At 51.1% G+C, this 24,512-nt stretch carries 20 protein-coding genes and 1 riboswitch; of the genes, 14 read left to right on the top strand and 6 right to left on the bottom strand.

Annotated elements, in window-relative coordinates; translation table 11 throughout:
* Positions 1 to 73 precede the first annotated feature (73 nt).
* Both SNR34_RS26895 and SNR34_RS26890 read right to left on the bottom strand, forming a co-directional pair.
* On the bottom strand, positions 74 to 1,546 hold the full coding sequence (locus tag SNR34_RS26895; RefSeq protein ID WP_438286882.1) for an amino acid permease: 1,473 nt from the start codon (positions 1,544 to 1,546) through the stop codon (positions 74 to 76).
* A gap of 114 nt (positions 1,547 to 1,660) precedes the next feature.
* Positions 1,661 to 1,876: riboswitch (Lysine riboswitch) on the bottom strand.
* Positions 1,877 to 2,016: 140 nt separating this feature from the next.
* Entirely contained in the window at positions 2,017 to 3,159 is a 1,143-nt protein-coding gene (locus SNR34_RS26890; protein WP_339274669.1) for a virulence factor, read from the bottom strand.
* A gap of 207 nt (positions 3,160 to 3,366) precedes the next feature.
* Here SNR34_RS26890 and SNR34_RS26885 point away from each other — a divergent pair, with 207 nt between their 5' ends.
* Complete coding sequence (locus SNR34_RS26885; RefSeq protein ID WP_343261995.1) at positions 3,367 to 3,774, top strand: hypothetical protein; 408 nt, start codon at positions 3,367 to 3,369, stop codon at positions 3,772 to 3,774.
* A gap of 27 nt (positions 3,775 to 3,801) precedes the next feature.
* On the opposite strand, the gene SNR34_RS26880 is transcribed toward SNR34_RS26885, so the two are convergent.
* Positions 3,802 to 4,506, bottom strand: a complete 705-nt coding sequence (locus SNR34_RS26880) for a response regulator transcription factor (RefSeq protein WP_236420531.1) — start codon at positions 4,504 to 4,506, stop codon at positions 3,802 to 3,804.
* Positions 4,507 to 4,923: 417 nt separating this feature from the next.
* Between SNR34_RS26880 and SNR34_RS26875 the strand changes: the two genes are divergently transcribed.
* The 6 genes from SNR34_RS26875 (at position 4,924) to SNR34_RS26850 (ending at position 13,655) form a co-directional block, all read left to right on the top strand.
* Entirely contained in the window at positions 4,924 to 7,770 is a 2,847-nt protein-coding gene (locus SNR34_RS26875; RefSeq protein WP_486180580.1) for an ATP-binding protein, read from the top strand.
* A gap of 349 nt (positions 7,771 to 8,119) precedes the next feature.
* Entirely contained in the window at positions 8,120 to 9,466 is a 1,347-nt protein-coding gene (locus SNR34_RS26870; RefSeq protein ID WP_236420532.1) for a cytochrome ubiquinol oxidase subunit I, read from the top strand.
* Entirely contained in the window at positions 9,463 to 10,497 is a 1,035-nt protein-coding gene (locus SNR34_RS26865) for a cytochrome d ubiquinol oxidase subunit II (RefSeq protein ID WP_236420533.1), read from the top strand. The genes SNR34_RS26870 and SNR34_RS26865 overlap by 4 nt, the downstream gene beginning before the upstream one ends.
* Positions 10,494 to 10,655: a cytochrome bd oxidase small subunit CydS family protein gene (gene cydS, locus SNR34_RS26860; RefSeq protein WP_486180579.1), complete on the top strand. Its 162-nt coding sequence runs from the start codon at positions 10,494 to 10,496 to the stop codon at positions 10,653 to 10,655. Before SNR34_RS26865 ends, cydS begins: the two co-directional genes overlap by 4 nt.
* A 57-nt stretch (positions 10,656 to 10,712) precedes the next feature.
* On the top strand, positions 10,713 to 11,810 hold the full coding sequence (locus SNR34_RS26855) for an MBL fold metallo-hydrolase (protein WP_486180578.1): 1,098 nt from the start codon (positions 10,713 to 10,715) through the stop codon (positions 11,808 to 11,810).
* Between the two features lie 219 nt (positions 11,811 to 12,029).
* Positions 12,030 to 13,655, top strand: coding sequence for an ABC-F family ATP-binding cassette domain-containing protein (locus tag SNR34_RS26850; protein ID WP_339274664.1), 1,626 nt, complete (start codon positions 12,030 to 12,032; stop codon positions 13,653 to 13,655).
* Positions 13,656 to 13,782: 127 nt separating this feature from the next.
* Here the strand turns inward: SNR34_RS26850 and SNR34_RS26845 are convergent, their stop codons facing one another.
* A complete protein-coding gene (locus SNR34_RS26845; RefSeq protein ID WP_236420537.1) occupies positions 13,783 to 13,974 on the bottom strand; it encodes a hypothetical protein in 192 nt (63 codons plus the stop codon).
* Between the two features lie 270 nt (positions 13,975 to 14,244).
* Here SNR34_RS26845 and SNR34_RS26840 point away from each other — a divergent pair, with 270 nt between their 5' ends.
* Positions 14,245 to 15,159: a cation diffusion facilitator family transporter gene (locus tag SNR34_RS26840; protein ID WP_290371494.1), complete on the top strand. Its 915-nt coding sequence runs from the start codon at positions 14,245 to 14,247 to the stop codon at positions 15,157 to 15,159.
* A gap of 132 nt (positions 15,160 to 15,291) precedes the next feature.
* Here the strand turns inward: SNR34_RS26840 and SNR34_RS26835 are convergent, their stop codons facing one another.
* Positions 15,292 to 15,804: a hypothetical protein gene (locus tag SNR34_RS26835; RefSeq protein ID WP_236420538.1), complete on the bottom strand. Its 513-nt coding sequence runs from the start codon at positions 15,802 to 15,804 to the stop codon at positions 15,292 to 15,294.
* A 342-nt stretch (positions 15,805 to 16,146) separates the two neighbouring features.
* The gene (locus tag SNR34_RS26830; protein ID WP_236420539.1) at positions 16,147 to 16,317 is read right to left on the bottom strand and encodes a DUF1328 domain-containing protein; all 171 of its coding nucleotides are present in this window, start codon (positions 16,315 to 16,317) and stop codon (positions 16,147 to 16,149) included.
* Positions 16,318 to 16,535: 218 nt separating this feature from the next.
* Between SNR34_RS26830 and SNR34_RS26825 the strand changes: the two genes are divergently transcribed.
* The 6 genes from SNR34_RS26825 (at position 16,536) to SNR34_RS26800 (ending at position 24,498) form a co-directional block, all read left to right on the top strand.
* Positions 16,536 to 17,042 (top strand): DUF948 domain-containing protein, encoded by a 507-nt coding sequence (locus SNR34_RS26825; RefSeq protein ID WP_486180577.1) that lies wholly within the window; start codon positions 16,536 to 16,538, stop codon positions 17,040 to 17,042.
* 63 nt (positions 17,043 to 17,105) lie between these two features.
* Positions 17,106 to 17,642, top strand: coding sequence for a hypothetical protein (locus tag SNR34_RS26820; RefSeq protein WP_486180576.1), 537 nt, complete (start codon positions 17,106 to 17,108; stop codon positions 17,640 to 17,642).
* A 279-nt stretch (positions 17,643 to 17,921) separates the two neighbouring features.
* Complete coding sequence (locus SNR34_RS26815) at positions 17,922 to 18,266, top strand: YflT domain-containing protein (protein WP_236420542.1); 345 nt, start codon at positions 17,922 to 17,924, stop codon at positions 18,264 to 18,266.
* A gap of 376 nt (positions 18,267 to 18,642) precedes the next feature.
* A complete protein-coding gene (locus SNR34_RS26810; RefSeq protein ID WP_236420543.1) occupies positions 18,643 to 19,815 on the top strand; it encodes a PP2C family protein-serine/threonine phosphatase in 1,173 nt (390 codons plus the stop codon).
* Positions 19,812 to 23,552, top strand: coding sequence for a response regulator (locus SNR34_RS26805; RefSeq protein WP_486180575.1), 3,741 nt, complete (start codon positions 19,812 to 19,814; stop codon positions 23,550 to 23,552). Before SNR34_RS26810 ends, SNR34_RS26805 begins: the two co-directional genes overlap by 4 nt.
* Before the next feature lie 118 nt (positions 23,553 to 23,670).
* Complete coding sequence (locus tag SNR34_RS26800; protein ID WP_486180574.1) at positions 23,671 to 24,498, top strand: CheR family methyltransferase; 828 nt, start codon at positions 23,671 to 23,673, stop codon at positions 24,496 to 24,498.
* Positions 24,499 to 24,512: the final 14 nt, after the last annotated feature.

Here is a 24,512-nt window from a genome sequence, read left to right as displayed (position 1 = left end):
GCATTCTCTCCAGTCAGAGAGGATGCTGCCTGTATTTTATTAGAGCAGCCGTTCAAGCTGCGCTACGATGATCTTAATCGTTGGAAGTGAAGTCGCATTCCTGAAGCGGAACCACTTTGGTTTTCTTGATCCATTTATACCCCAGCCATAGGATCAGGAAAAGCGGCAAGCTCAGGTAAGCCACGAGCGCTCCGTTCCAGTCGATCCGATCACCCGTAAAGGCCTGGTAGTTCTGTCCCAGAATGACGATGATGCACAGCACAAACGCAAAAATCGGACCGAACGGGAACCAGCGCGCACGATATGGCAGGTCATTCAAGTCTCTGCCTTGAGCCACATAAGCCCGCCGGAAGCGGTAATGGCTGATGGCGATACCCAGCCACGTTATGAACCCGCACATGCCCGATGCGTTAAGCAGCCAAGTGTACACGATGCCGTCTCCGAACAGCGAAGCGAGAAAAGCGAGCATTCCGACCGCGGTCGTAACCAGGAGCGCATTCATCGGAATGCCTCTTTTGTTCAACCGGCCCAGAAACTTCGGGGCTTTGCCATCCCGTGCCAAGGCATAAAGCACTCGACTCGAAGCATACATGCCCGAGTTGCCTGCCGACAACACGGAGGTCAATATAACGGCGTTCATCACCGAAGCGGCGATGGCAAGGCCTGCTTTTTCGAACACAAGCGTGAACGGGCTGACTCCGATGTTTTCCAGATCGCTTTTGAGCAGATTGGGATGTGTGTACGGAATGATCAGGCTGATCACGGTGATTGCCAAAATATAAAATATCAAGATGCGCCAGAATACCTGGCGAATGGCGCGGGGCACGTTTTGGCGCGGATTGTCGCTCTCTCCGGCGGCAACCCCGATCAGTTCCGTGCCTTGGAAGGAAAAGCCGGCAGCCATGAACACCCCCAAAACGGCAAAGAAACCGCCGCTAAATGGAGCATCTCCTACGGTGAAGTTGGAAAATCCGACCGCTTCTCCGCCCAGAATGCCGAAAATCATAAGCACGCCTACCGTTAGGAAAATGATAACCGTGGCAACCTTGATGATGGCAAACCAGTACTCGGATTCTCCGTAACCTTTGACCGATAAAACGTTAAGTGCGAAGATCAGGACGAGAAACAACAGGCTCCACAGCATGGAATTGCTGTCCGGGAACCAATATTTAATGAGCACCGTCGCCGCAGCGAGCTCCGCAGCGATCGTGACCGCCCAGTTGTACCAGAAGTTCCATCCCATGGCAAAGCCGAGGGCGGGATCGACGAACTTGGCAGCATACGTATTGAATGAGCCGGAATCCGGCATAAACGTGGCGAGTTCTCCCAGACTGGTCATCAGGAAATACACCATGATGCCCACAGCCGCGTACGCGACTAACGCTCCGCCAGGTCCTGCAGTTGAGATTGCTGTACCGCTGGCCAGGAACAGCCCCGTACCGATAGAGCCCCCAAGGGCGATCATGGTCATATGTCTTGCGCGCAACCCTTTCTTCAAGGAAGAACCGGCCGCACCTTGTTTGTCGCGGTCTTGCAATGAAAACACTCCTTCATTTCGCGTACTGATAATGAACTGAATCAATGGCGCAAATACATGAAAAAAGACCACAGGCTCTGAGCCGGCGGTCTTATATCGTCCAAAATCCACCTTGTCCCTGATGTTTAAGATAGCTCAACACGGAACAATTCATGCCAATGCGGCATAATAATCGTTCCGTGACAGTTCTGTGCCTTTCGGCGACAGCCCCAGCTCTGCCGGATCTCGAACGGAAACGTCCGGCAAGCTTCGGCGGATGCACCTTTCGGCTGAGTTCATCGGCGGTTTCCTGACGCCTCGCTCAGCTTACTGATTGCATCCGCGACCTCTACCTCACCATTCATGGATGAGGCGTATCTACATGTGTATGCAATTATTGACAACAGAACATGACAGACGATGTTCTATAATCCAAACAGACATTCAGTATAACGCTCATCGATTTCGAGCGCAATAACAAAAGTTGGAATGGGCACAAACTATTCGGTTTTCCGGTGGCGTCCGGCCATTTGCTGCCATACGGTGCCTGCGGCCTGTTCTCCCGATTCGATGCGCTCCAGTGCCATTTTGGCTTGCAGGCTGACTTCGAATTCCGGATCATCGGCAGCTTTGCGCAGTGCCTCTTCCGCTTCCTCCGTACCCACTTCATACAGGAAACGGGCGGCGCGCCATCGGACCAGCTTGCTGCTGTCGGTAAGGGTGGCCGTCATGGCCGGAGTCGCCGCAGGGTCGCCGATATCGGATAACGTGTCTCCCGCCGTGCGGCGAACTGCCGGGGAGCTGTCTTTCAGCGCCTTGTACAGCAGTTCCATGGCTTCAGGGGTGCGAATATCGCCGAGATATACGACAGCCAGGCGGCGAATCTGCATTTTGCTGTCCTCAAGTGCCTGTGCGATGAGTGGAAGCCGCTCCGGTGTAGGTTCCATGCCGTCCAATGCAGCATAACGAACGTTCCAGTTTTCGTCGCGCAGCGCTTGTTCAAGTTCTGCGCCCTCGAGCTGCCGGCGACGTTCAACGAACTCCTCCGTTTTGGTGCCATGCTCGATCGCTTGTTTAATGACTTGGTTCAGCCGTTCCGGCGGATATGCCGCTTCAATCTCCTGTTCCACTTCACGGGCAATATCCGGCAGCTCGCCGTAACGAACGCCATAGTCCGTCAATTTTCGTTCTTTGATCAGTGTGGCACTGGCTACTTCGGTCACCGCTTGCACGAATCGGTCAGAGAGCGAGATGCGCTCCTCCTTCGCACCGGCTTTTACGCGGATTTGCATAGGGACTCCCCGGAAAAACTGTACAAATACCTGGGCCTCGCCATAATGTTCGCCGGTTGCGTCTTCGGATTCGATCCATTCCAGATCAAGCCCTTCCTGGCCAAGACGGCTCTGCACTTCGCCCAGAATGGCGGCCCAATCGGCATTGCCTTTACGGTCCAGGGCCACGAAATCAGTTGTATGAAAAACGCTTTTCACGCCGGGAATGTGAAGCATTTGCCGGATGAAGGCAGGCGCCGAGCGCTCATTATCCAGCGTGTACGTTCGGCGGATACCGTCCTCCAGACGTTCGTCCAGACGAAGCATCATTGTATTCGGACTTGGTGTCGGTTCAACAGACACAATATTCATAGGGTATAAACCTCCTGTACCGTGTGGTAATGATTTAAAAATGCCTGTCCCAAAAAAGGGATATCTCTATTTTACATGAATGGGTGCAAACTGCGAAATATGTGAAGATTGCGAATTTTGTTAACACTTCTTTCATGATCATGCACAAACATTTTTAAACCAACCATGACACAATAGTGTAATATCTTTACGGGAGGTTATGAATCGATGGGATCCATTACAGTGCTCTCCGACGAAAGTCGCGGTATTGCGTTTGACGACATCATGGAACAGCTTGAGAACTGGATGGAAGGAGAGGACTCGCATGAGAGCCCTGACTCCGGGTGGGACACGACTCGTTATTGTATCATTGATTATCAGGAGTCGGGTCAGGCCGTTTCGGCATCCAATGCGATCAGGGCCTTCATGCCGGACGTTCCATTGTTGATCGTTACGGATTTTCAATCCATGATTCGCAAGCGCCATCTTCAGCAAATCACGGGTGCGGGACCGATGAAAATGTTTCTTTGGGACGTGCAACATCCTCAGCAAATGGCGTCAGAGATGCGGAAATGGCTTGAATCCGTAAACAGACAGAACCTTTCGCAAGAACATGGGAATGCCAGAGCGAAATGAATCAAACAGGCTCTTTCAACAAACGGGCTATATGACATATTTGTATCCCGTGCCCCACACCGTTTTGATGTAACGGGGTTTTTTGGGATCAGGCTCGATTTTTTTGCGCAGGCTTGAAATGTGGACGTCAATGGTTCGGTCCAGATATGCCCGTTCCGAACCTTTGATCCGGTCCATCAGCTCGTTGCGGGTAAATACTTTGCCAGGATTTTTATACAGCTCTTTCATGATTTCAAACTCGATGTGCGTAACCTCGATTTCTTCTCCGTCCACAAACAGCGTTCGGCTATACTCGTTCACACTGACATGACCGGCATTCGTTGGCGTGTCTTCCTTGCTGTCTTGAACCGTTTTCCCCGAATAAGAGAGAGCAGACCTGCGCAAGAGTGCCTTGATCCGCGCATCCAGCTCTTTAAGGCTGAACGGTTTGCACAGGAAGTCATCGGCACCGTTATGAAGCGCTTTGAGACGGTCATTCAGCATCGTGCTGGCCGAAATCATGAGAATCGGAACAGTCGAATGCTGACGAAACGCATCCACCAGCGCATTTCCGTCCGTTTCGGGCAGCATCAGATCCGTCACGACGATATCCGGCTGGAATCGGGGGAAAAGCTGAAGTGCCTCGCGGGCATGATGAACCCGTTCTGTAATGTATCCTTCCTCCTCAAGAAAGAAAGCAATCATGTCGGCAAGATTTTTTTCATCTTCTATAAGAAGTACTTTGATAGACATAGAGGTCACACTCCTGGTGGAAATTTATAAAGAAACACGGAATCCAATGGATGTAGTTTGTTAGAGATTGCCGAAGCATGGAGTACGGATCGGTTTTGGTCATCCCATGTACATGTATATATGATGACTTGTCCCAATTCCACGCACCGCAAATTCAACATTTTATCATGTATGAAGTTTTTGCAAATCCATCAACATTTACCAAAACTATGCCATGTCATATTTACAGTATAATGGATCAGAACGATTTGGAGAAGAAAAGGGAACCCCGAAAAACACTCGACAAATCAAGCGCAATTCGGAAGCCTAACGTATTTTCGTCAAATAGGGCGTTAATGAAACAGTTTGTTTGCATGGGGAGGAAACGAAGTTGCTAAAAAATAGACGTAAAATGATAGGTTGGGCCAAACATTGCCTATGATTCGCACAAAAATCGGAAAAACGGTGCTGGATTGGACGCTGTCGCGGCTGCGCATTCCTTGGATCGCCACGATGGTGCTCGTTGTGCTGGGTACATTGGGCAGCGTATACGCCATCACGATGTTCTACGGCGTTCAATTGATGCTCGGCGGTGCGGCAGTGCTTGTTGCCTTGCGCCTGCATGGCGGAAAGTATGGCGGCATGGCTTTGGTGGGCATTTTCGGTTTAAAATGTCTCCTCTTAGACATGCCTTACAGCATTTGGGTCGGTGCAGCGATCCATGCTTTGGAATTCATCTGGATGCTGGGGTGGCAAAAGCGTTGGAAAAACGGCAGCATGATGACGGCCAACGCCACGTTTTGGCTAGTATTGTTTTTGCCGATTGTCGGTCTCGGCCACTTTGTCTTTGGTATGGAAATGGATGAGTTGAGATTTGCGTATATGCATGCCGCTCTGGTTGGTATGGTGAATGCGCTATTGGCGGGAATCGTCGTCGACTTCTGGATTACGCACAGCGAGCATCCAATGAAGCGTGCGGGCGCGATTCCTCTTCACAGAATCGCGTTTAAATACGTGGTTGCCTTTGTTGTATCCGTTTCACTTGTACTGTTGTCGGCGGATAGCCGCAGACAGCTGGATCAAATTCGGGATGCCATTGTGACCAGCCTAAGACATGCTACCGATCTGATTGACAAGAAAGTGGGGGTTCCAGTGGTTCCCTCGGGACAATTGCAATCAACCCTGAGGCAATATAGCGAATTTATGGATGTCGGCATCATCATTTTGGGATCAGACGATCGTGTGGTGGGTTCGTCCTCCGAGCTTTACCCGGTTGGTGCAGCATTGCCAGCGAAGCAGGAACACGTTTTGCAGGCAGGGGGCGACCCCTTGTTACTCTCGGATGCCATGGCATCCAGCGATATTTTGGATTACTGGAGGCAGGCGGTTTTCATCAATGAGAAATGGCAGGCGCCGGCCGAGGGGTATCGTCTTATCGTACTGTCAAGCCCTTCCAAGTTTTATCCTCATATTGCATCAATCTATCTGACCACGATCCAATCCCTGTTGGTCATTATTTTGGTATCCATGATCATTGCCGCGCCGATCAGCAAAAAAGTCGTAAGCCCATTGAAACGGATTACGCTTATGACGAGTGCACTCTCCAGACTGCTGATTCGACAAGGGGAAATGAAATGGCCGATAAGCCATGTAACGGAAGTCCAGATTTTGATCGGCAACTTGCGCAAAATGTCCGACGTGCTGCTTGAGCAGTTCGAGCAGATTCGACAGGACAAGTTAACGCTGGAGGACCGTGTAAGGGAGCGTACCAAGGAACTGAGAAACAGCGAAGAAATCAAGCGGGCCATCGTAGATTCATCCATCGAGGGCATCATTGCTGTCGATGCATGCGGAAAAATCATTGAGTTCAATCCCGAGGCCGAGCGCATGTTCGGGCTGCGGAGGGAAGACGTGGTATATCAGAAAAATGCCCCTTCCCTGTTTCAGGGAGCCACTTGCGATGAAATCAAGCAAAAGCTTGAACGTCGCGAGTTTAATACAGGCAAGCGGCATACCCACATCGAGGAAATTTACGGCATCAGGCGCGACGGATCCGTTTTTCCGATCGAATACAAAATCGTCGAAATTCGCTTAGGCAACAAAGAGTCATTATACAATCTGTTTATCAAGGATATTACCGAGCGAACAAGAGCTGAAGAGGACCGCGTGCGCGATGCGCTTGCGCTGGAACAGCTGAACGCCGAATTGATGCGCGAGAAACAGGCCATTCAGGAACAGCGCGACATCAGCGAGCAGTTCATTGAATCGGTCCGCGAAGGCTTGGTCATGTCCGACCGGTCTGGAACGATCACGATCGTCAATCGCCGCATTGAGGAGATGTTCGGTTTGGGGGATTTCCTTGGACGCTCCATCGAAGATCTGGCCCTGTCCATTGAGCGGTCCGTGCTCACGGATAATTTCAACCTGCTCGATCAGACGCGCGCGTTTCTGAAAGGCGAGCAGGCTTTTGCGGAAACCGAATTTGTTCTGGATAATGCGTCCAAAAGTGTTTTTTCTCTATATATGAAACAGATTGACGTACCCGGCAGAAACCATGGCTTCCTGCTGGTGTTCCGGGACAGGACGGAAGAAGAACATCTTAACCGCATGAAGCACGAGCTGATCAGCGTTGTTTCACATGAACTTCGCACGCCAGTCGCCACTATTATGGGGTATGTGGAACTGATGATGCTGTATGATCTTCCCGCCTCGCAGCGCCTTGAATTTTTAGGGAAAATTACGTCCGAGGGGGCCCGGCTCAGCAGTTTGCTGGATGACGTGCTGGATATCCAACGATTGGATAACGGAAGCTTGACCTATCACATGACCTATGTTCCTATGCTGGAACTGGTGGAGGGCGTGGCCGAACAGTGGAACATCAAATCAGTACAACGCATATATGTGCATGCCTTTAACGGGGACTTCTTCGCTTATGCCGATCAGAACCGGATGGCACAGGTGCTGCACAACCTCGTTGGCAATGCGGTCAAATACTCGCCTGGTGCCGATCGCATCGATATTACGTTATGGGAAGAGAAGAAGTGGTTATGCATCGATGTAAGGGATTACGGCATCGGCATTGCCGAAGAGGTGCAGGACATGCTGTTTACGAAGTTTTACCGGGTGGACAATTCGGACCATCGCCAGATTGGCGGAACGGGTCTGGGGTTATATATTTCGCGTAAAATCGTGGAAGATCACCATGGGAAGCTGACGGTGATGTCTGCGCCAGGCAAGGGGAGCACGTTCAAGGTCCGGCTTCCCAAACAAGAGGCGCTCGTATGAATAATTGACGGCTGACGGGATAAAGCCTTAACCCTACTGGATGCATCGCATTCAAGTAGCGGTTAAGGCTTCTTTGTGTCAGTTTTCACATTCGCGGATAAAAGCGGATAAAAAAGGAATCTTTTGCAAACGGTATAGGTAAACGACATTCGCATCCGTTAAAGGGAGGAGGCGTGATATGTTTCGCAAAGAAGAGAAAACGCTTGTGATCGTTTGTCTGGTTGCCGCGGTCGTAGTACTTTACGCCGTGGTGAAGAGCATCATTCGCATCATGAATTATTAGTTGTTCGAAGGAAGAAGGGCGATGCCCGGAACCTATCATTGACTAACAGTGAGGAGTGTCACCCTGATGACAACGCTGGACCCTGTTCTGCTAAGCCGGATATTGACCGGATTAACCCTGTTTGTACATATTATCTTTGCATCGATCGGCGTTGGCGTGCCGCTCATGATCGCTCTTGCGGAGTGGCGTGGATTGCGCAAGAACGACGTGCACTACACCCTGCTTGCCCGCAGGTGGGCGCGAGGCTTTGTCATCACCGTAGCGGTCGGCGTAGTAACCGGCACCTCGATTGGATTGCAGCTCAGCTTGTTATGGCCCATGTTCATGCGGGTGGCGGGACAGGCGATTGCCCTGCCGCTGTTCATGGAGACGTTCGCCTTTTTCATAGAGGCGATATTCCTTGGCATATACCTGTACACCTGGGATCGTTTCAAAAATAAATACACGCACATGCTGCTGCTCATCCCGGTTGCGCTCGGTTCGTCGGCATCGGCCATTTTTATCACTACCGTCAATTCGTTCATGAACCAGCCGCAGGGCTTCACCTTGATCGATGGCATCATGAAGGACATTCATCCTATAGCGGCCATGCTGAATCCCGCTACGCCAACCAAGGTAACCCATGTGCTTGCATCCTCCTATACGCTCAGCGCGGGTTTGCTTGCAGGCATTGCCGCTTTCAGCATGCTGCGGGGCAGGGGCCATGTTTATTATAAAAAGGCATTGAAACTGACGACCGTCAGCGCACTTGTATTTGCCGTCAGCACTATTATGCTCGGGGATTCCTCCGGCAAATTTCTGGCCAAATACCAACCGGAGAAGCTGGCCGCGGCCGAATGGCATTTCAAAACGATGAAAGAAGCGCCGCTCGTATATGGAGGCATATTGGACGAGAACAACGAAGTCAAGTATGCGCTTGAAATTCCCTACGCGCTAAGCATCCTTGCCGGAAATCGGCCGGATACCGAAGTGAAGGGGCTTGAGGAGTATCCGGCCGATCTGAGGCCGCCGCTCTCGATTCACTATATGTTCGATTTGAAGGTGACGACAGGAGTGATCATTTTCCTGATTCCTGTCCTGTACGTGTTTCGGCGCTGGCTTCCGGGACGCAAACCGTATCCGAAATGGCTGCTCATGGGCATCGTGTTTCTGGGACCGCTAGCGATGATTGCGATCGAGCTCGGCTGGATGTTCGCGGAGGTTGGACGCCAACCGTGGATTTTGCGCGGATACATGAAGGTATCCGAGGCTGCCACGACGTCCACTTCCGTAGGCTGGATGCTTGTTCTGTTCATTTTGCTCTATCTGGTCCTTTGTTTCTCTTGCATCCGTGTCCTCAGCAAGCTGTTTCGCAACAAGGAAGCGGAGAAGGAGCTGGAGTCGCTCGGGCTTGAGGGAGGGATCGTGCATTGAGCTTTGAAATTGCGGGCATTGCGATTTTGTGGACGTTTCTGTTCGGATACCTGATCGTCGCGTCGATCGATTTTGGCGCAGGGTTCTTCAGCTTTTACAGTGTGCTCTCCGGGCATGAGAATAAAATCCACAACATCATACAGCGCTATCTCTCGCCGGTGTGGGAAGTGACGAACGTCTTTCTCATCTTTTTCGTGGTCGGATTGGTCGGATTTTATCCGGACAGCGCGTTTTACTATGGAACTGCGCTGCTGGTGCCCGGCTCGCTTGCCATCGTGCTGCTTGCGATTCGCGGCGTATATTACGCCTATAACACCTATGGAAACAACGGCCAGAACAGCCGGATATACATGGCCTTGTATGGGGCGACAGGGCTGCTGATTCCCGCCGTGTTCTCCACCATTTTGGCGATCTCCGAAGGGGGCATTATCGAGCAGTCGGGAGAGAGGGTTTTGTTTAGCTGGGGCGAATTTTTGACCAATCCTTACACATGGTCTGTCGTGCTGTTGGCATTGGTGAGCGTGCTTTATATTTCCGCCATGTTCCTGTCCTACTACGCCAAGAGAGCGGAAGATGAGACAGCGTTTGAAGTATTGAGGGAATATGCCTTGCTATGGAGCCTGCCTACCATCTTTGCCAGCTTTCTGGCGTTTTTGCAAATCAACAAGCAGAACCCGCAGCATTTTCAGAACATGCTGGGCATTTCATGGATGTTTATTGCCTCCTTCGTCTGCTTCGTCATTGCGGTATCACTCGTATGGAAACGCAAGTACATGGGGTGGTGCTTCGTAGCTGTCATGCTGCAGTTTGCTTTTGCCTGGTACGGGTATGGCCGCTCGCATTTGCCCTACATCCTGTATCCGTACGTTAACATTTACGACAGCTTCACGAACCGCACGATGGGAATCGCGCTGATTACCGCGTTCAGTCTGGGGTTGTTGGTGCTGATTCCGTCGCTGGTGCTGATCATGAGACTGTTCCTGTTCGATGCCGATTACGTGCGAGGCCGAGCGGGGAAAAAGAAAGGATGAATACGATGTATGCAGAAGGCGCATCCGGCATTCCGGGCGTAACGGGATTAAGTTTTTTCGAAACGTTCACGATCATGTACGCTCCGCCGCTTATTATCGTCGCAGCGATCGCTTTTTTGTTCATCTATATGGCGGCAAGCGGCAATCCGAAGGACTAGCCTTTTTTCAATTCGGCGAAATATGGGTTAAAATAGGTGAAGGGAGGAGGTCCTTTCATGCCTAAAATCCGCTATAACAATCTGGATAATGTAAGCACAGACAAAACGTTGAAGGAATTCAGGCAGTGGAGGGAGGAACGGCGCAGAAAGTCGAAGGATTATACGTTCAAGGTGCCGCATCACCCGCCTGACCTGGATTTCCTGCATGCCAACCGGGAAGAGACAACGGTGACGTGGGTGGGGCATTCCACCTTTTTCATTCAATATAACGGTCTGAACATCGTCACCGATCCGGTTTGGGCCGAAAAGATGGGGTTCCAGCGTCGGCTTGGGCCTCCGGGCATTCCGATCCGGGACATTCCGCCGCTGGATGTGGTGCTGATCTCCCATTCTCATTATGATCACCTGCATTTGGCATCCTTGCGCAAACTGGTGTCCGCCAAAACGCTGCTGATCGTGCCGGACGGACTCAAAAGAAAAATGGTGCGCAAGGGGTTTCACCGCTGCCACGAACTGAAATGGTGGGAGCATCTGTCCGTCGGCGGCGTGAAAATTACGTTTGTGCCTGCCCAGCACTGGACGCGCCGCACGTTGTTCGACACGAATACTTCCCATTGGGGCGGGTATGTTCTGGAGAGCGCTGCGACGGTTTCGCCTGCAGCAGCGGAAAGCGCGATTGCTAAAGCTTCGAATGAGGGGAGCCCTCAAACGTCAGCGGGATCGGGTTCAAGAGAGCACCGGAATAAAGGCGGCATTCGCAAACCGGAAGGCGGAGCGGCCCACCACTTTTCCGTATCTCCGCCCACCGTTTATTTCGTCGGGGATACCGGATATTTCCCCGGTTTTCGAACGATCGGAGAACGTTTCGACATCGACATCACTCTTATGCCGATCGGGGCCTATGAACCCGAATGGTTCATGACGTCCCAGCACGTGACGCCGGAAGAAGCGCTGCAGGGGTTCGTTGAAACGGGTTCCGAACTGATGGTGCCGATGCATTACGGCACGTTCAGGCTGGCAGACGATACGCCGCGGGAGGCGCTGGATCGCCTGGAAGCCGAACGACAGCGCCTTGGTATCGCCGCCGAGCGCATTCAGGTTCTCGGTCACGGCGAGACGCTGCGCATTCGCCATGGCGAGGACGAGCAAACCTGATTTTCTTTCCACATCAACATGGATTTATGGTTCATCTAAACCGGAAACAGTCCCATGCCAAATATTTAATGCGTAAAAAAGCGGCCAATCTTCGAATTAGCCGTTTTTTTGTGTTATAATATGGTGCCGGAATAGGCTTAGGGTTATTGAATCCGTAAGTATACGAGCTGCTATTCATGCAATATGCAGATTAACAAATAAAAAGGATGGTAATGCTTAATGATCAGTACAAGCGGCATCACGCTCCGCTACGGAAAACGTGCACTTTTTGAAGACGTGAACATCAAATTCACGCCAGGCAACTGCTATGGCCTGATCGGCGCCAACGGGGCCGGCAAATCAACGTTCCTCAAAATTTTGTCAGGCGAAATCGAAGCAAACCAGGGAGAGGTGCACATCACCCCAGGCGAGCGCATGGCCGTATTGAAGCAAAACCACTTCGAATACGATGAGTACCCGGTTCTTGAAACGGTAATCATGGGTCATAGCCGTCTGTACTCCATCATGAAGGAAAAAGATGCGCTTTACGCCAAAGCGGACTTCACTGAGGAAGACGGCTTGCGTGCGGGTGAACTGGAAGGTGAATTCGCGGAATTGAACGGCTGGGATGCCGAGCCGGATGCGGCTGCACTCCTGATTGGCCTTGGCATTGACCGCGACATGCATGACAAAAAAATGGCAGAGCTGAGCGGTAACGAAAAAGTCCGTGTCCTGCTGGCTCAGGCGCTGTTCGGCCGTCCGAACAACCTGTTGCTCGATGAGCCTACCAACCACTTGGATCTGGAGTCCATCCAATGGCTCGAGAACTTCCTGATGGATTATGAAGGCACCGTTATCGTCGTATCCCACGATCGTCACTTCCTGAACAAAGTGTGTACGCATATCGCGGATATCGATTTCGGCAAAATCCAGTTGTACGTAGGAAACTATGACTTCTGGTACGAGTCCAGCCAGTTGGCGATCGCCCTGCAACGCGACGCGAACAAGAAGAAAGAAGAAAAAATCAAGGAATTGCAGGCATTCATCCAGCGTTTCTCCGCGAACGCTTCGAAATCGAAGCAGGCCACTTCCCGGAAGAAACAGCTCGATAAAATTACGCTGGACGACATCCGTCCGTCGAACCGTAAATATCCGTTCATCAACTTCAAGCCTGAACGCGAAGCCGGGAAGCAGCTGCTCACCGTCGATCGCATCAGCAAAGCGGTGGAAGGCGAGCCATTGTTGAACGATGTAAGCTTTGTAGTGAACAAAGGCGACAAAATTGCGTTTGTTGGACCCAACGGCCTTCCGAAGTCCCTTCTTTTCGATATCTTGATGGGCGAAACGGAAGCCGACAGCGGCGAGTATACATGGGGCGTTACGACTTCCCAAGCCTATTTCCCGAAAGACAACTCCAAGTATTTCGATGGCGTGGAATTGAGCTTGGTGGACTGGCTGCGTCAGTATTCGAAGGATCAGGATGAAACGTATCTGCGCGGTTTCCTTGGTCGCATGCTGTTCTCCGGCGAAGAGGCGCTGAAAAAAGCAAACGTATTGTCCGGGGGCGAGAAAGTTCGCTGCATGTTGGCGAAAATGATGCAAACCGGCGCAAACGTGCTGATTCTTGATGAGCCTACGAACCACTTGGATCTCGAATCGATCACGGCATTGAACAACGGATTGATCGATTTCGACGGCACGATGCTGTTTACGTCCCATGACCATCAGTTCATTCAGACGATCGCGAACCGCATTATCGAAATTACGCCGAATGGCATTATTGACCGTCAAATGAGCTATGACGAGTATCTGGAAAGCGATGAAATCAAAGAGCTTCGTCAAAAGCTGTACCCTGCCGAAGCGTAAACAATCGGTCTTTCAACGGAATTGATTTCTGTTCTGCCTTATAATAAAAGAAGCGCCAAATCTCCGAAAGGAGAATGGCGCTTCTTTTTGTTTGCCATAAAAGCAACGTTCATTGTGAATTTTGAGGCTAGGACCCGCCTGTCCGGCGGCGCTGATTGTTCGGCTTTTTGTTGTTTTGGCTTTTCAATGTTTTGGTTCCGCCCTCGAAGTAAGCTCCGGCCTGATTGCCGTTCTTGGCCTGCTCCTTTTTTTGTGCCAGCTTTTGGCGTATGGCATCCTGCAAACTGATCTTGCGCGGTTCGTTCGTATTGTCGCTCATGTGAATCCCTCCCGGTCTTGCAATAAGCCGTCCGAATAAGGACGGGATGCTCCCATTTTATACGTTTTGCGAAGCCTGTACAAGGGCAACCTGTTAAAATGCGTGATCATTCGGAACGTGTCCATTTTTCCTTAATGAAACTTTGTTTCTCAAAGCTTACAGCCATGACGCTTTGCAACTTTTTTTCGGTATCCCTACAGCACTGCGGCTTGGCAACACTGTTTCTGTAGACCCACACGAGTTTCGTTTGATAACATGGAACAACGTATTATGAAAGTTAAAGGAGTGTCGTTGAAGTTGAACGCTTATGACGAAATACGCAAGGGAGAGCGGGGAGCCTGGGTTAGCATCGCTGCTTATCTCGTGCTGTCCACTTTCAAGCTGATCTGTGGATATATATTTGCTTCCAGCGCCTTGCTCGCGGACGGTTTCAACAACCTTACCGATATCGTGGCCTCCGTGGCTGTATTGATCGGATTGCGCATATCCCAAAAGCCGCCCGATTCCGACCATGCTTACGGTCATTTTCGCGCAGAAACGGTTGCCGCACTGATTGCTTCCTTCATCATGGCCATGGTCGGCCTGCAAGTACTCTTCGAAGCGGTTCGATCCTGGTATCAGGGGGAGTTCACCGCGCCTAATCTGTGGGCCGCCGGAGTGGCGGCAGTGTGTGCGCTGGTGATGATGGGCGTGTATCGCTACAACTACCGGTTATCCCGGCAAATCAACAGCCAGGCGCTCTTGGCTGCCGCCCAGGATAATCGCTCGGACGCCCTGGTCAGCATCGGGGCCGCCGTGGGCATCGTCGGCGCGCAATTCGGCTTGCCTTGGCTCGATAAGGTCGCCGCCATCGTGGTTGGTTTAATGATATGCAAAACCGCATGGGATATTTTCAGGGATGCGACGCATAGCCTGACCGACGGATTCGATCAAGACCAGCTCACAGACCTTCGCACGACGGTATCGCGCGTGCCAGGCGTGGAATTGATCAAGGACGTCAAGGCGCGCGTTCATGGAAGCCATGTGCTCGTGGATGTCGTCATTGAAGTGGACGGCGGGCTCAGTTTGATCGAAGGCCATCAAATCTGTGACCGGGTCGAGGAACGTCTGAAACACAAGCATAATATCATGCATGTTCACGTGCATGTAGAACCCAAAATGGACAATCTTCCCCAGGGAACCTAACCGACATTCCAAAGCGATGTTTACTATAACTGAAACCCCTTTTTCATGGGGTGCGCATACATGATGAAAAAGAGGATAGCCGCGAATGCGGCTATCCTCTTTTTGACTTATCGTTCCAACGATAATACGATACTATTGAATGGAGACGTGAATCCAGCCTTTTCCTTTCCATGTGTAAATCTGAACCCATTCGCCGCCGTCGAACCCATTCACGACTTCGCCTGTGGTGTCGACAATTTGGGTGCCCAACGCTCCGATCGGCTTGCCATTAGGGGCGTCATAGAACCATGTGCGCTCCAGAAGCTTCAGCAGCATCGTAGGCGCTTGAACCTCGTCGCCGGGTTTAACAAGTGGTTCGTCGAACATTTTGTCTGTCGTAGACGTGGATGCTTCCGTTGTTGTACCCTCCGCAGTTTGGCCGGTTACACCCTCGCTTTCTTCGGAAGCGGTTTGTGAGCCCGGAGCCGTTTCGACGGTGCCTTGGATCGTTTCCACGACAGGGGCATTCACCTCAATCGCAGGGGAAGTCGTTGCTTCGGAACTTGTCGGAGTCGTTGTGCCGGTAACCGCTTCCTCGGCACCCGCAGCGGCAGCCATGGAACCCATCAGCGTCAGGGCAGCAGCGAAACTTACGATTTTTTTCATTTGTTACTCCTCCTCGGTTAGATATGTAGTATGTTGTCTGTGATAAAAGTAACCAAGCAAGGTCACCTGTGAATCACAATTTTAGCAATACTTTCTTTTATTCTCTAGAGTCATTTTGGTCAAATTTGGGTAGAAGTGGGTCCGAATCTTTATCGTACCAGAGAGGCATAAAACCGGGATGGCTATGACAAAAAGGTCCTATTTGCAAATGGGGTCAGCGGCAGCGGAATAGAGCGAAAAGGAGGGAAATACATATGAAGCAGCACAGCAAAAGCCTGCCGCTTTTCCAAGCATGGCAGGCCTTGTGCGTACAATGAACAGCGAGTGAAACGGGTATTCCGTTTAGCTTCGTCGCATGCCGCTTCGTCCCGTAATCAGGGAAATGATGAACAATACCACGAAAACGAAGAACAGGACCTTGGCAATGGAAGCTGCAGCTTCAACGATGCCGAAGAAACCGAAAATGCCTGCAATCAGAGCAATAATCAGAAAAACGACCGACCATTTCAGCATAAGTCATCATCCTTTCATTTTGGAATGGGAAGGGCCGTTTAGTCTCTCCCTGCCCTTGTGTAGTTGTCTTTAACCGGGCCCAGAGCGCTTGAATCACACGACGCGAGCAGCGGCAGGTGTGATAAGAAACGGCCGTATGCCATTGTTTCGCCGCAGAAACGGCCGGGTAACTAAAGCATTAACAAATCGATATGCAATTAGGAAAGAGAGGTTGGATTATGATCTACCAAATTAGCGTGGCGATCATTGCCGTGGCATTTGCTGTGCTTGTGTTTTTTCTGATTCGTACATTGAAGTCCGCTCAGGCTTCGCTTGACAATGTCTCGCAAACGCTGCAAGAGGTACGAACAACGATCGATGAGTTGAGCTACGAGGTAAAACAAACGGTAAGGCATGCCAATGACATCACTGCGGACGTACAGCACAAAATGAAGCAGATCGATCCGGTCATGGAGTCGGTGCAAAACCTGGGAGACGTATTGAATGAAGTCAGTGCTGCGGCAAAGCAGGTGTCGACCACGATGATTTCGCGGTTTCAAACCAAGCGCGCAGAGAAGGAACGGGAACAAAAGTCCGTCGTGCATCCCGCCCACCAGCCATCAACGCCTGTCGACCGGACGGTGAACAGTTATGATGCTACATATAACCAAGGGGCAAAGGGCGGTAAGGAGTGGCTCAAATACGTCGACCTTGCAGCAAGCATATGGCAGCGCATAAGAAAATAAATTTTTGATTTCGGGTAACTCGTCAGGACGGTGAACCAGCGAAACCGATGGAGGGTGAGAATAATGATGAAACTGATGCTTCTGATGTTTGGCGTGATTTCTCCCTTTTCCGTTCAGGTGGCAGCTCTTCCGGTTGCCCCCGAAACGTCATGGACGGCAGTGGAGCCGCAGGTGACAGAGGTTGTTACCGTTGCGGATGAAAGGTCCGGGCAGTTCGGGTCGTTCAGTACGTTGAACGGCATCTCGCTGGATCACGGACTGGCCGACGTCATGGCCCGAAAGGGACAACCGCTGAAACGCTTGGACGATCCTTATCTGGGTTGCCCGGAATTTGATTTTGAGGATGCCCGCATCGGGGTGTGCCAGGACGAGGATGTCATTCAATACATCCATGTCGAAGGCCGCATGAAGCGCTTCATGCTAAATCAACAATGGATTGACATGGATATCGACTCCATTCGGAATGCTCTGGGGCAGCCCTATTCCAAGGCGCAGGACGGCGAGGTGTTTGTGCGGGGAGACCGGGCGTTAAAAGTGTATATGGCTCCCGGAACAGAACGCATCCTGGGCATTGATTTATTTGATGAATCCGTTACCTGATTTTTTGGAATCGAATGATATGTTTCAATACAAGATGGCATGTTTATATACTATATATGTTGAACTAGACATTTACACGTTAACGGAGGGGGCAGAAAGAATCTGGAGAAGCAAAGCGTTCGCATTTATCACCGGATGTTCCCCTTAAATAAGGGGATTCAAAAAATCTGAGGATAACAGCGATCGGAAGATGGTTCTGACCACGTAGTAACTCCGTGTAAAAATCATTGGTTCAACTTAGAGGCCGAAAATGAAGATGTTCAGAGGAGAGTGGAAACGATGAATTCAACCAACGCAAAAGCATATGCCAAAGTGGTGGAAAACGGAGTTCAAGCGGTAGAAGCAGTGAAAGAACTGCAGCGCGCCGGCTACCTTGCTGATCAAATCTTCGTTCTCGCCCATGAAGAGGACCGCACGGACCGCATTGCCGATACGGCGGACGCCAAAGAAATCGGCATGAAGCAAGAAGGTCTGTTTGACTCCATTGCCAATCTGTTCAGATCCCGGGGCGATGAACTTCGAGCGAAAATCGAGTCGATGGGCTTCACCCAAGCAGAGGCCGACTTCTACGAGAGCGAGCTGGACAAAGGCAAGGTGCTCGTCATCGCTAAAAAGGAAGAGTAGGATCGCTCTGCCGCATCGATACGTAAACATAAGTTTGTTAGCGGTATTGCAGCGGACTTTATCAAAAACATAGCTAAGGAATGGGGGTATCCTCATTCCTTAGCTATGTTTTTGCGAGTATATGGGTTGCGGCCCATGATAGCGCAAAATATCATTAATAGAGAGAGAAGAGCTGCTCCATAGAAGCACTCTTTTGACTGGAAAATGTTGATTGGCAACGTTTCACTCCATGCACTTTCCTTCATTTTGGCTTATGGTTATAGTAGGAAATGTTATGTTGACCATCCCGAAAAATGTGGAATCATGCATGTTTTGGACCTTTGCATAACCTGATTCGAAACGACAAATACGGAACGCCACAGATAAGGAGATCCTAATGAGCATACTTATTGTTGACGACAATCCGACAAATATCATCATCATTCGAGAGATTTTGAAAAAAGAGAATTATCGTGACGTCGTTGCCGCAAGTTCCGCCATGGAAATGTTCGACGTGCTGGGAATTGGCGAAGAGAGAGGCGAGATTCGTTCCAAACCATCGGATATCGACCTGATTTTGCTGGATATGATGATGCCCGAGATCGATGGCATCGAGGCATGCCGGATCATGCAAAAATACGATAATCTGAAAGATATTCCGATTATTATGGTCACCGCGATCGGCGATTCCAAAAAGCTGGCCGAAGCGCTTGACGCCGGGGCGTCCGACTATGTAACCAAGCCTATTAACAAAGTCGAATTGATGGCCCGCATCCGGCTTGCGCTGCGGTTGAAGCAGGAGAAGGACTGGCACAAGGAGCGCGATCAGCGAATTCAGGATGAGCTGAAGCTGGCAGCGATGGTCCAGAATGCTGTTTTGAGCCCTGCCATCGAAGATCCTTTATTTCACGTCAATGCGATCTACAAACCTTCGTTCGAGCTGGCGGGAGATTTGTACTCCTGGTACCCGTTGGGAGAAGGACGTTACGGCGTGCTGCTTCTGGACATGATGGGGCACGGCATCTCATCGTCCCTGTTTACGATGTTTATCGCATCCGTGTTAAAAGATACCGTAACGACGTATGTGGATCCGGAAAAAGTCATTCAAGAGCTGAACCGAAGATTCAATCAACTGCATTTGGAAAAACAGCTTGTGCAGTACTATTTTACCGCGATCTATCTGGTTGTAGATACGCGGATGAAGCGGATCGATTACGTGAATGCAGGGCATCCGCCGGCGCTTTTTTTCCGGGAAGACGGGACTGTGGATACGTTCGACAGCGTATGCTGCCCTGTGGGCTTGTTCGACAAGATGGAAATTGACCCGCAGACGGTCCATTACGAGGGGGAAGGGCATATCGCTTTATATACGGACGGGCTGCTGGAGACGGTACAGGGAGACCAGGACACACAGCTTGAGTTTCTCAAAACCCGCCTAAAGGGTGCGCACCAATGGGATGAGCCGGCAATGCAATCCTTGTTTTTCGAAACCGAAGCTCCGCCCGAGCGGGACGACGACAAATGCCTGGTATGGATCACATTGAAAAATAAAGGAGCGGAGACAGAATGAAAATCAGGAACAAATTGCTGATCGGATTCACCGCTCTGATGGCCATTTTGATCGTGTTGACGTTTGTCAGTTATGAACGGTTGCACAACAGCAACCAGCAGTTGGACCAGATGTACCAAGAGCGTTATCTGAAAGTAAGGTATTCGACCGGGATAAGAGGCGAAGTGAACGAAGTGGCCAAAGTGCTGGCGAATTTGCTGCTCAATCCTAGCAATTCGGTTAGTACGGCCAACAATCAGCTGGGTGGAATGGTGGAGGACGCCGAACGGTTTCTTGCGCAAGTGCGTGAACGGGCAGGCAGTGCGTCTGAGCACCAACTGGTCGACCGGGTGGAGGAGGCTTGGAACGCGTTCGAGAAGTACGCCGAAAGGCAGATCAACCTGTTGTCCCAAGGACGGGTGGAGGAAGCGAACCAATATCGCAATACGACCGGGCTGCAGGTCCAGCAAGAAGCAATGGACAGCATGAATGCCCTCTCCCGGTACCAGGATCAGGAGATTGATACGCAAATTACGCAGGCCAATGAACAGTATACCCGCGCGGTCCAGATCACGTCGGGGATTACGATTGCCGGTTTGCTGCTGGCTCTGGGAGTTATCCTTTGGGTGCTGCCCAGCATAACCAAAGGCCTCAATACCGTTAATATGATGATCGCCAGTTTGGGCAAGGGGCATTACCGGACGGTCCGGCGCATTCGGGTGAAATCCAGCGACGAGATCGGCCAGGTCGCCGAAGTGCTCAAGGCCGTATCGGGCGATCTGGAAGAGAAGCTGGAAGTGGAGAAAGCCTATTTACAGGCCCAGAAGGATTTGAACTGGACGAACTCAAACATCGCGAGGGTTCCCGAGCTGCTGCGCGGCATCGGATCCATCCGCCAGATCTCGCAGATGTTTATCAGCGAATTCGCCCCGGTTCTCGGTGCCCAGGCAGGTGCCGTTTATTTGATAGACGAGGAGAAACATCCCGACGAAATCCGGCGTTACGGAGTCTATGCGCTTGAAGAAACGAGCGAAGCAGGCAAAAAAGCGTACCGGATCGGCGAAGGGCTCATTGGTCAGGTGGCTTTGGACGAACGGCCGATCCAGCTTGAAGAAGCCCCGGGGGATTACGTGCGCATCACGTCGGCGACCGGCCATTCCCAGGCAACAAGCATCATGATCCATCCCATCGTGTTTGAGGATGAATTGATCGGGGTGGTGGAACTGGCTTCCTTTAACGGTTTTAGCGACCTTCAAAAAAATCTGTTCACGCAGCTCGTTTCCAATCTGGGAGTTATCCTGAATAACGTTCGCAGACGGCTGCGGGTCGAAGAACTGCTGCGCGAGTCCCAGGCGTTGACCGAGGAACTGCAGGTGCAATCCGAGGAATTGCAGACCCAGCAAGAGGAATTGCGCCGATCGAACGAAAACCTGGAGGAACAGGCGGCCGCGCTGAAACGTTCGGAGGAGCTGCTGCAGCGGCAGCAGGAAGAGCTGGAACACTTTAATACCGAACTGATTGCCAAGACGCGCGCGCTGGAAGAGCAGGTTCGGGAAGTCGAAGAGAAGAACGACGAGATCGAACAGACCAAGGTGCAGCTGGAGCAGCAAGCGATGCAATTGTCGATGACAAGCAAGTACAAATCCGAGTTTTTGGCAAACATGTCGCACGAGCTTCGCACCCCGTTAAACAGTTTGCTCATCTTGTCGCAGTTGTTGTCCGAGAACAAGGACGGCAATCTGACCGAAAAGCAGCGGGAATATGCACATACGATATACATGTCCGGTGCGGACTTGCTCAAGATGATCGATGAAATACTGGATCTGTCCAAAGTGGATGCCGGCAAAATGGATATCAACTACGAGACCGTCCACATGGAGGATTTGGCCCTGTTCACCAAACAAAATTTCGGGCCGGTCGCGAGCAAAAAGGAACTCGGATTGAACGTCGAATTCGACGCCAATCTGCCGGATTGGATTTATACGGACGGCCATCGCGTGAAACAAATTTTGCGGAATCTGCTGTCGAATGCCTTCAAGTTCACCAATCGCGGCCAAGTCAGTCTGATCGCCAAAAAACTGAAAGCCGGAGAAATTCCGGAATATTTGAACGCAAACCAAGATTACGTCAGCTTCACCGTGCAGGATACAGGGATCGGCATCGCGCCGGACAAGACCGATCTGATCTTCGAGGCTTTCCAGCAAGTGGACGGCACTACAAGCCGCAAATACGGCGGCACGGGACTTGGGCTATCCATCAGCCGGGAACTGGCGCGTTTGCTGGGCGGAGCCATCAAGGTGGAATCTGCGGAAGGCGTTGGCAGCGCCTTTACGCTGTATCTTCCCGACAACAATGCAGAGTCGATTGATCATCGGGCATTGGCTGAGGCAGCGCCTTCCGCCGAGAGTGCGTTACAGGAGGCGGGGGAAAGCGAAACAAGGCTTTTCGAGCACCGGACCTCCGCGATGAACAACGTGGACAACCGCCTGATGGGGACACAAGGAAGCCCTGTCATCAGCAGGAACGTTCCACACCCGCCAGCCGAGGCGGCCATCGACGATGATCAACAGCATATCACGGCAGGCGACAAGGTATTGCTGATCATCGAGGATGATGTGAAATTTGCTCATATTTTGATGGATATGGCGAGAGGACGCGGATTCAAGGCGATCGTCGCGCTGCAGGGGGACAAAGGGCTCGAAATGGCCCGTCACTATTTGCCGGACGCCATCATTCTGGACATTCAATTGCCGATTATGGACGGCTGGTCCATTCTGGGAGAGCTGAAAAGCAATTCCGCAACAAGACATATTCCGGTACATGTCATTTCCGTCATCGATGATGTCAAACAAGGTTTAATGATGGGAGCCATTGCTTACCTGCGAAAACCTTCGAGCAAGGAAGCGCTGGATAAAGCTTTTTCTCATATTGAATCCTATACGGAACAACAATTGAAACGATTGCTGATCGTTGAGGACGACGAGGTGCAGCGGAAGTCAATCATCGAGCTGATCGGTCATGACGATGTAGCGATCACGGCCGTTTCCACCGGGCAGGATGCGTTGAATGAACTCCATGGTCAACGGTACGACTGCATGGTGCTTGATTTGATGCTGACCGACATGACCGGCTTTGAGCTGCTGGATCGAATTCGGGACGATGAAGGTCTGAATGACCTGCCGATCATTATTTATACCGGAAAAGATCTGGATACCAAAGAAGAGACGAGACTTCGCAAATACGCCGAATCGATTATTATCAAGGACGTGAAATCGCCGGAACGGCTGTTGGATGAGACAACGCTGTTCTTGCATCGGGTCGAGGCCAATCTGCCGGAAGACAAACGCAAGATTCTGCAGAAGCTGCATAACAAGGAGACATTGTTCGAAGGCAAAAAAATATTGCTGGTCGATGACGATATCCGCAATGTGTTCGCGCTTTCCAGCGTTCTCGAAGGCTATCGGATGGAGGTCATTTTCGCCGAAAACGGACGGGAGGCCTTGGACATTCTGGAAGCCAATCCAGACATCGACCTGGTCCTGATGGACATGATGATGCCGGAAATGGACGGCTATGAAGCGATGACGCGAATCCGCCAGATGCCGAGATTCGAGAAGCTGCCGATCATTGCCCTTACGGCCAAAGCCATGAAGGACGACCGCGGCAAATGCATCGAGGCAGGGGCTTCCGATTATGTGAAAAAACCGATCCAGACCGATCAATTATTGTCATTAATGCGGGTATGGTTGTATTCGTAGGCCTCAGGACGGGGTAATGAAGAAACAACAGTACCATGACGTGCAACCATAAACATAGAAGTGGAGAAAAATTATGACATCGTGGGAATCAAGGGAGAAGGAAACGGGCCCTTCAAATATGCCTCAGGAAGAAGAGCGGGAACTGATCGAAATCCAGCTGCTGCTGGAAGGGATGCACCGATTGTACGGATACGATTTCAGAAATTACGCGCTGCCATCCCTCAAACGAAGAATATGGCATTATGCCCATGCCGAGGGCGTCGGAACGATATCGGGGTTGCAGGAACGCATTCTCCATGACCGTTCCTCGTTCGATCGGTTCGTCCATACCCTGTCCATTCCTGTAACCGAAATGTTTCGAGACCCGTCATTGTTCCGGCTGTTCCGCGAACAGATCATTCCCGTGCTGCGCACGTATCCATATATCCGGATATGGCATGCGGGGTGTTCGACGGGAGAAGAAGTATATTCCATGGCCATCATGCTGCATGAGGAAGGACTGTACGACAAGGCCAGAATTTATGCCACGGACATGAACGACCGCTCCTTGCAGCAGGCTAAGGAAGGAGTATATGGGATTGAAAAAATGAAGCTGTATACGACGAATTATTTGGAGGCCGGCGGGACAGGGGTTTTCTCCGAGTATTATACGGCCAAATACAATTCGGTCATGTTCCACCCGTTCTTGCGGAAAAACATCATATTCGCCGAACACAACTTGGCGACGGACCGCTCGTTTAACGAGTTTAACGTCATTTTTTGCCGGAACGTCATGATCTACTTCAACGATGAATTGCGGAATCGCGTGCACGGGTTGTTTCACGAAAGCCTGAGCCATTTCGGCATTCTTGTTTTGGGTTCCAAGGAGTCCGTGCATTTCACGGAATTCAGCGAGGCCTACGAGCCGTTGGACCGAACAGAAAAAATATATCGGAAGATAAAATAGGGGGTTAGGTTTTG

This window comes from Paenibacillus sp. XP01, assembly GCF_057364885.1.
The sequence above is the reverse complement of the archived record's forward strand: the minus strand, read 5'-3'. Positions and strand labels throughout refer to the sequence as shown.

What these genes read in the sequence shown, in the direction of transcription:
- SNR34_RS26805 (WP_486180575.1), top strand. Translation starts at nt 19,812, where the DNA reads ATGAAAATCAGGAACAAATTGCTGATCGGATTCACCGCTCTGATGGCC.
- SNR34_RS26825 (WP_486180577.1), top strand. Translation starts at nt 16,536, where the DNA reads ATGATCTACCAAATTAGCGTGGCGATCATTGCCGTGGCATTTGCTGTG.
- SNR34_RS26855 (WP_486180578.1), top strand. Translation starts at nt 10,713, where the DNA reads ATGCCTAAAATCCGCTATAACAATCTGGATAATGTAAGCACAGACAAA.
- cydS (WP_486180579.1), top strand. Translation starts at nt 10,494, where the DNA reads ATGAATACGATGTATGCAGAAGGCGCATCCGGCATTCCGGGCGTAACG.
- SNR34_RS26815 (WP_236420542.1), top strand. Translation starts at nt 17,922, where the DNA reads ATGAATTCAACCAACGCAAAAGCATATGCCAAAGTGGTGGAAAACGGA.
- SNR34_RS26885 (WP_343261995.1), top strand. Translation starts at nt 3,367, where the DNA reads ATGGGATCCATTACAGTGCTCTCCGACGAAAGTCGCGGTATTGCGTTT.
- SNR34_RS26845 (WP_236420537.1), bottom strand. Translation starts at nt 13,974, where the DNA reads ATGAGCGACAATACGAACGAACCGCGCAAGATCAGTTTGCAGGATGCC.
- SNR34_RS26810 (WP_236420543.1), top strand. Translation starts at nt 18,643, where the DNA reads ATGAGCATACTTATTGTTGACGACAATCCGACAAATATCATCATCATT.
- SNR34_RS26890 (WP_339274669.1), bottom strand. Translation starts at nt 3,159, where the DNA reads ATGAATATTGTGTCTGTTGAACCGACACCAAGTCCGAATACAATGATG.
- SNR34_RS26800 (WP_486180574.1), top strand. Translation starts at nt 23,671, where the DNA reads ATGCCTCAGGAAGAAGAGCGGGAACTGATCGAAATCCAGCTGCTGCTG.
- SNR34_RS26880 (WP_236420531.1), bottom strand. Translation starts at nt 4,506, where the DNA reads ATGTCTATCAAAGTACTTCTTATAGAAGATGAAAAAAATCTTGCCGAC.
- SNR34_RS26820 (WP_486180576.1), top strand. Translation starts at nt 17,106, where the DNA reads ATGATGAAACTGATGCTTCTGATGTTTGGCGTGATTTCTCCCTTTTCC.
- SNR34_RS26850 (WP_339274664.1), top strand. Translation starts at nt 12,030, where the DNA reads ATGATCAGTACAAGCGGCATCACGCTCCGCTACGGAAAACGTGCACTT.
- SNR34_RS26830 (WP_236420539.1), bottom strand. Translation starts at nt 16,317, where the DNA reads ATGCTGAAATGGTCGGTCGTTTTTCTGATTATTGCTCTGATTGCAGGC.
- SNR34_RS26870 (WP_236420532.1), top strand. Translation starts at nt 8,120, where the DNA reads ATGACAACGCTGGACCCTGTTCTGCTAAGCCGGATATTGACCGGATTA.
- SNR34_RS26840 (WP_290371494.1), top strand. Translation starts at nt 14,245, where the DNA reads ATGAAAGTTAAAGGAGTGTCGTTGAAGTTGAACGCTTATGACGAAATA.
- SNR34_RS26875 (WP_486180580.1), top strand. Translation starts at nt 4,924, where the DNA reads ATGATTCGCACAAAAATCGGAAAAACGGTGCTGGATTGGACGCTGTCG.
- SNR34_RS26835 (WP_236420538.1), bottom strand. Translation starts at nt 15,804, where the DNA reads ATGAAAAAAATCGTAAGTTTCGCTGCTGCCCTGACGCTGATGGGTTCC.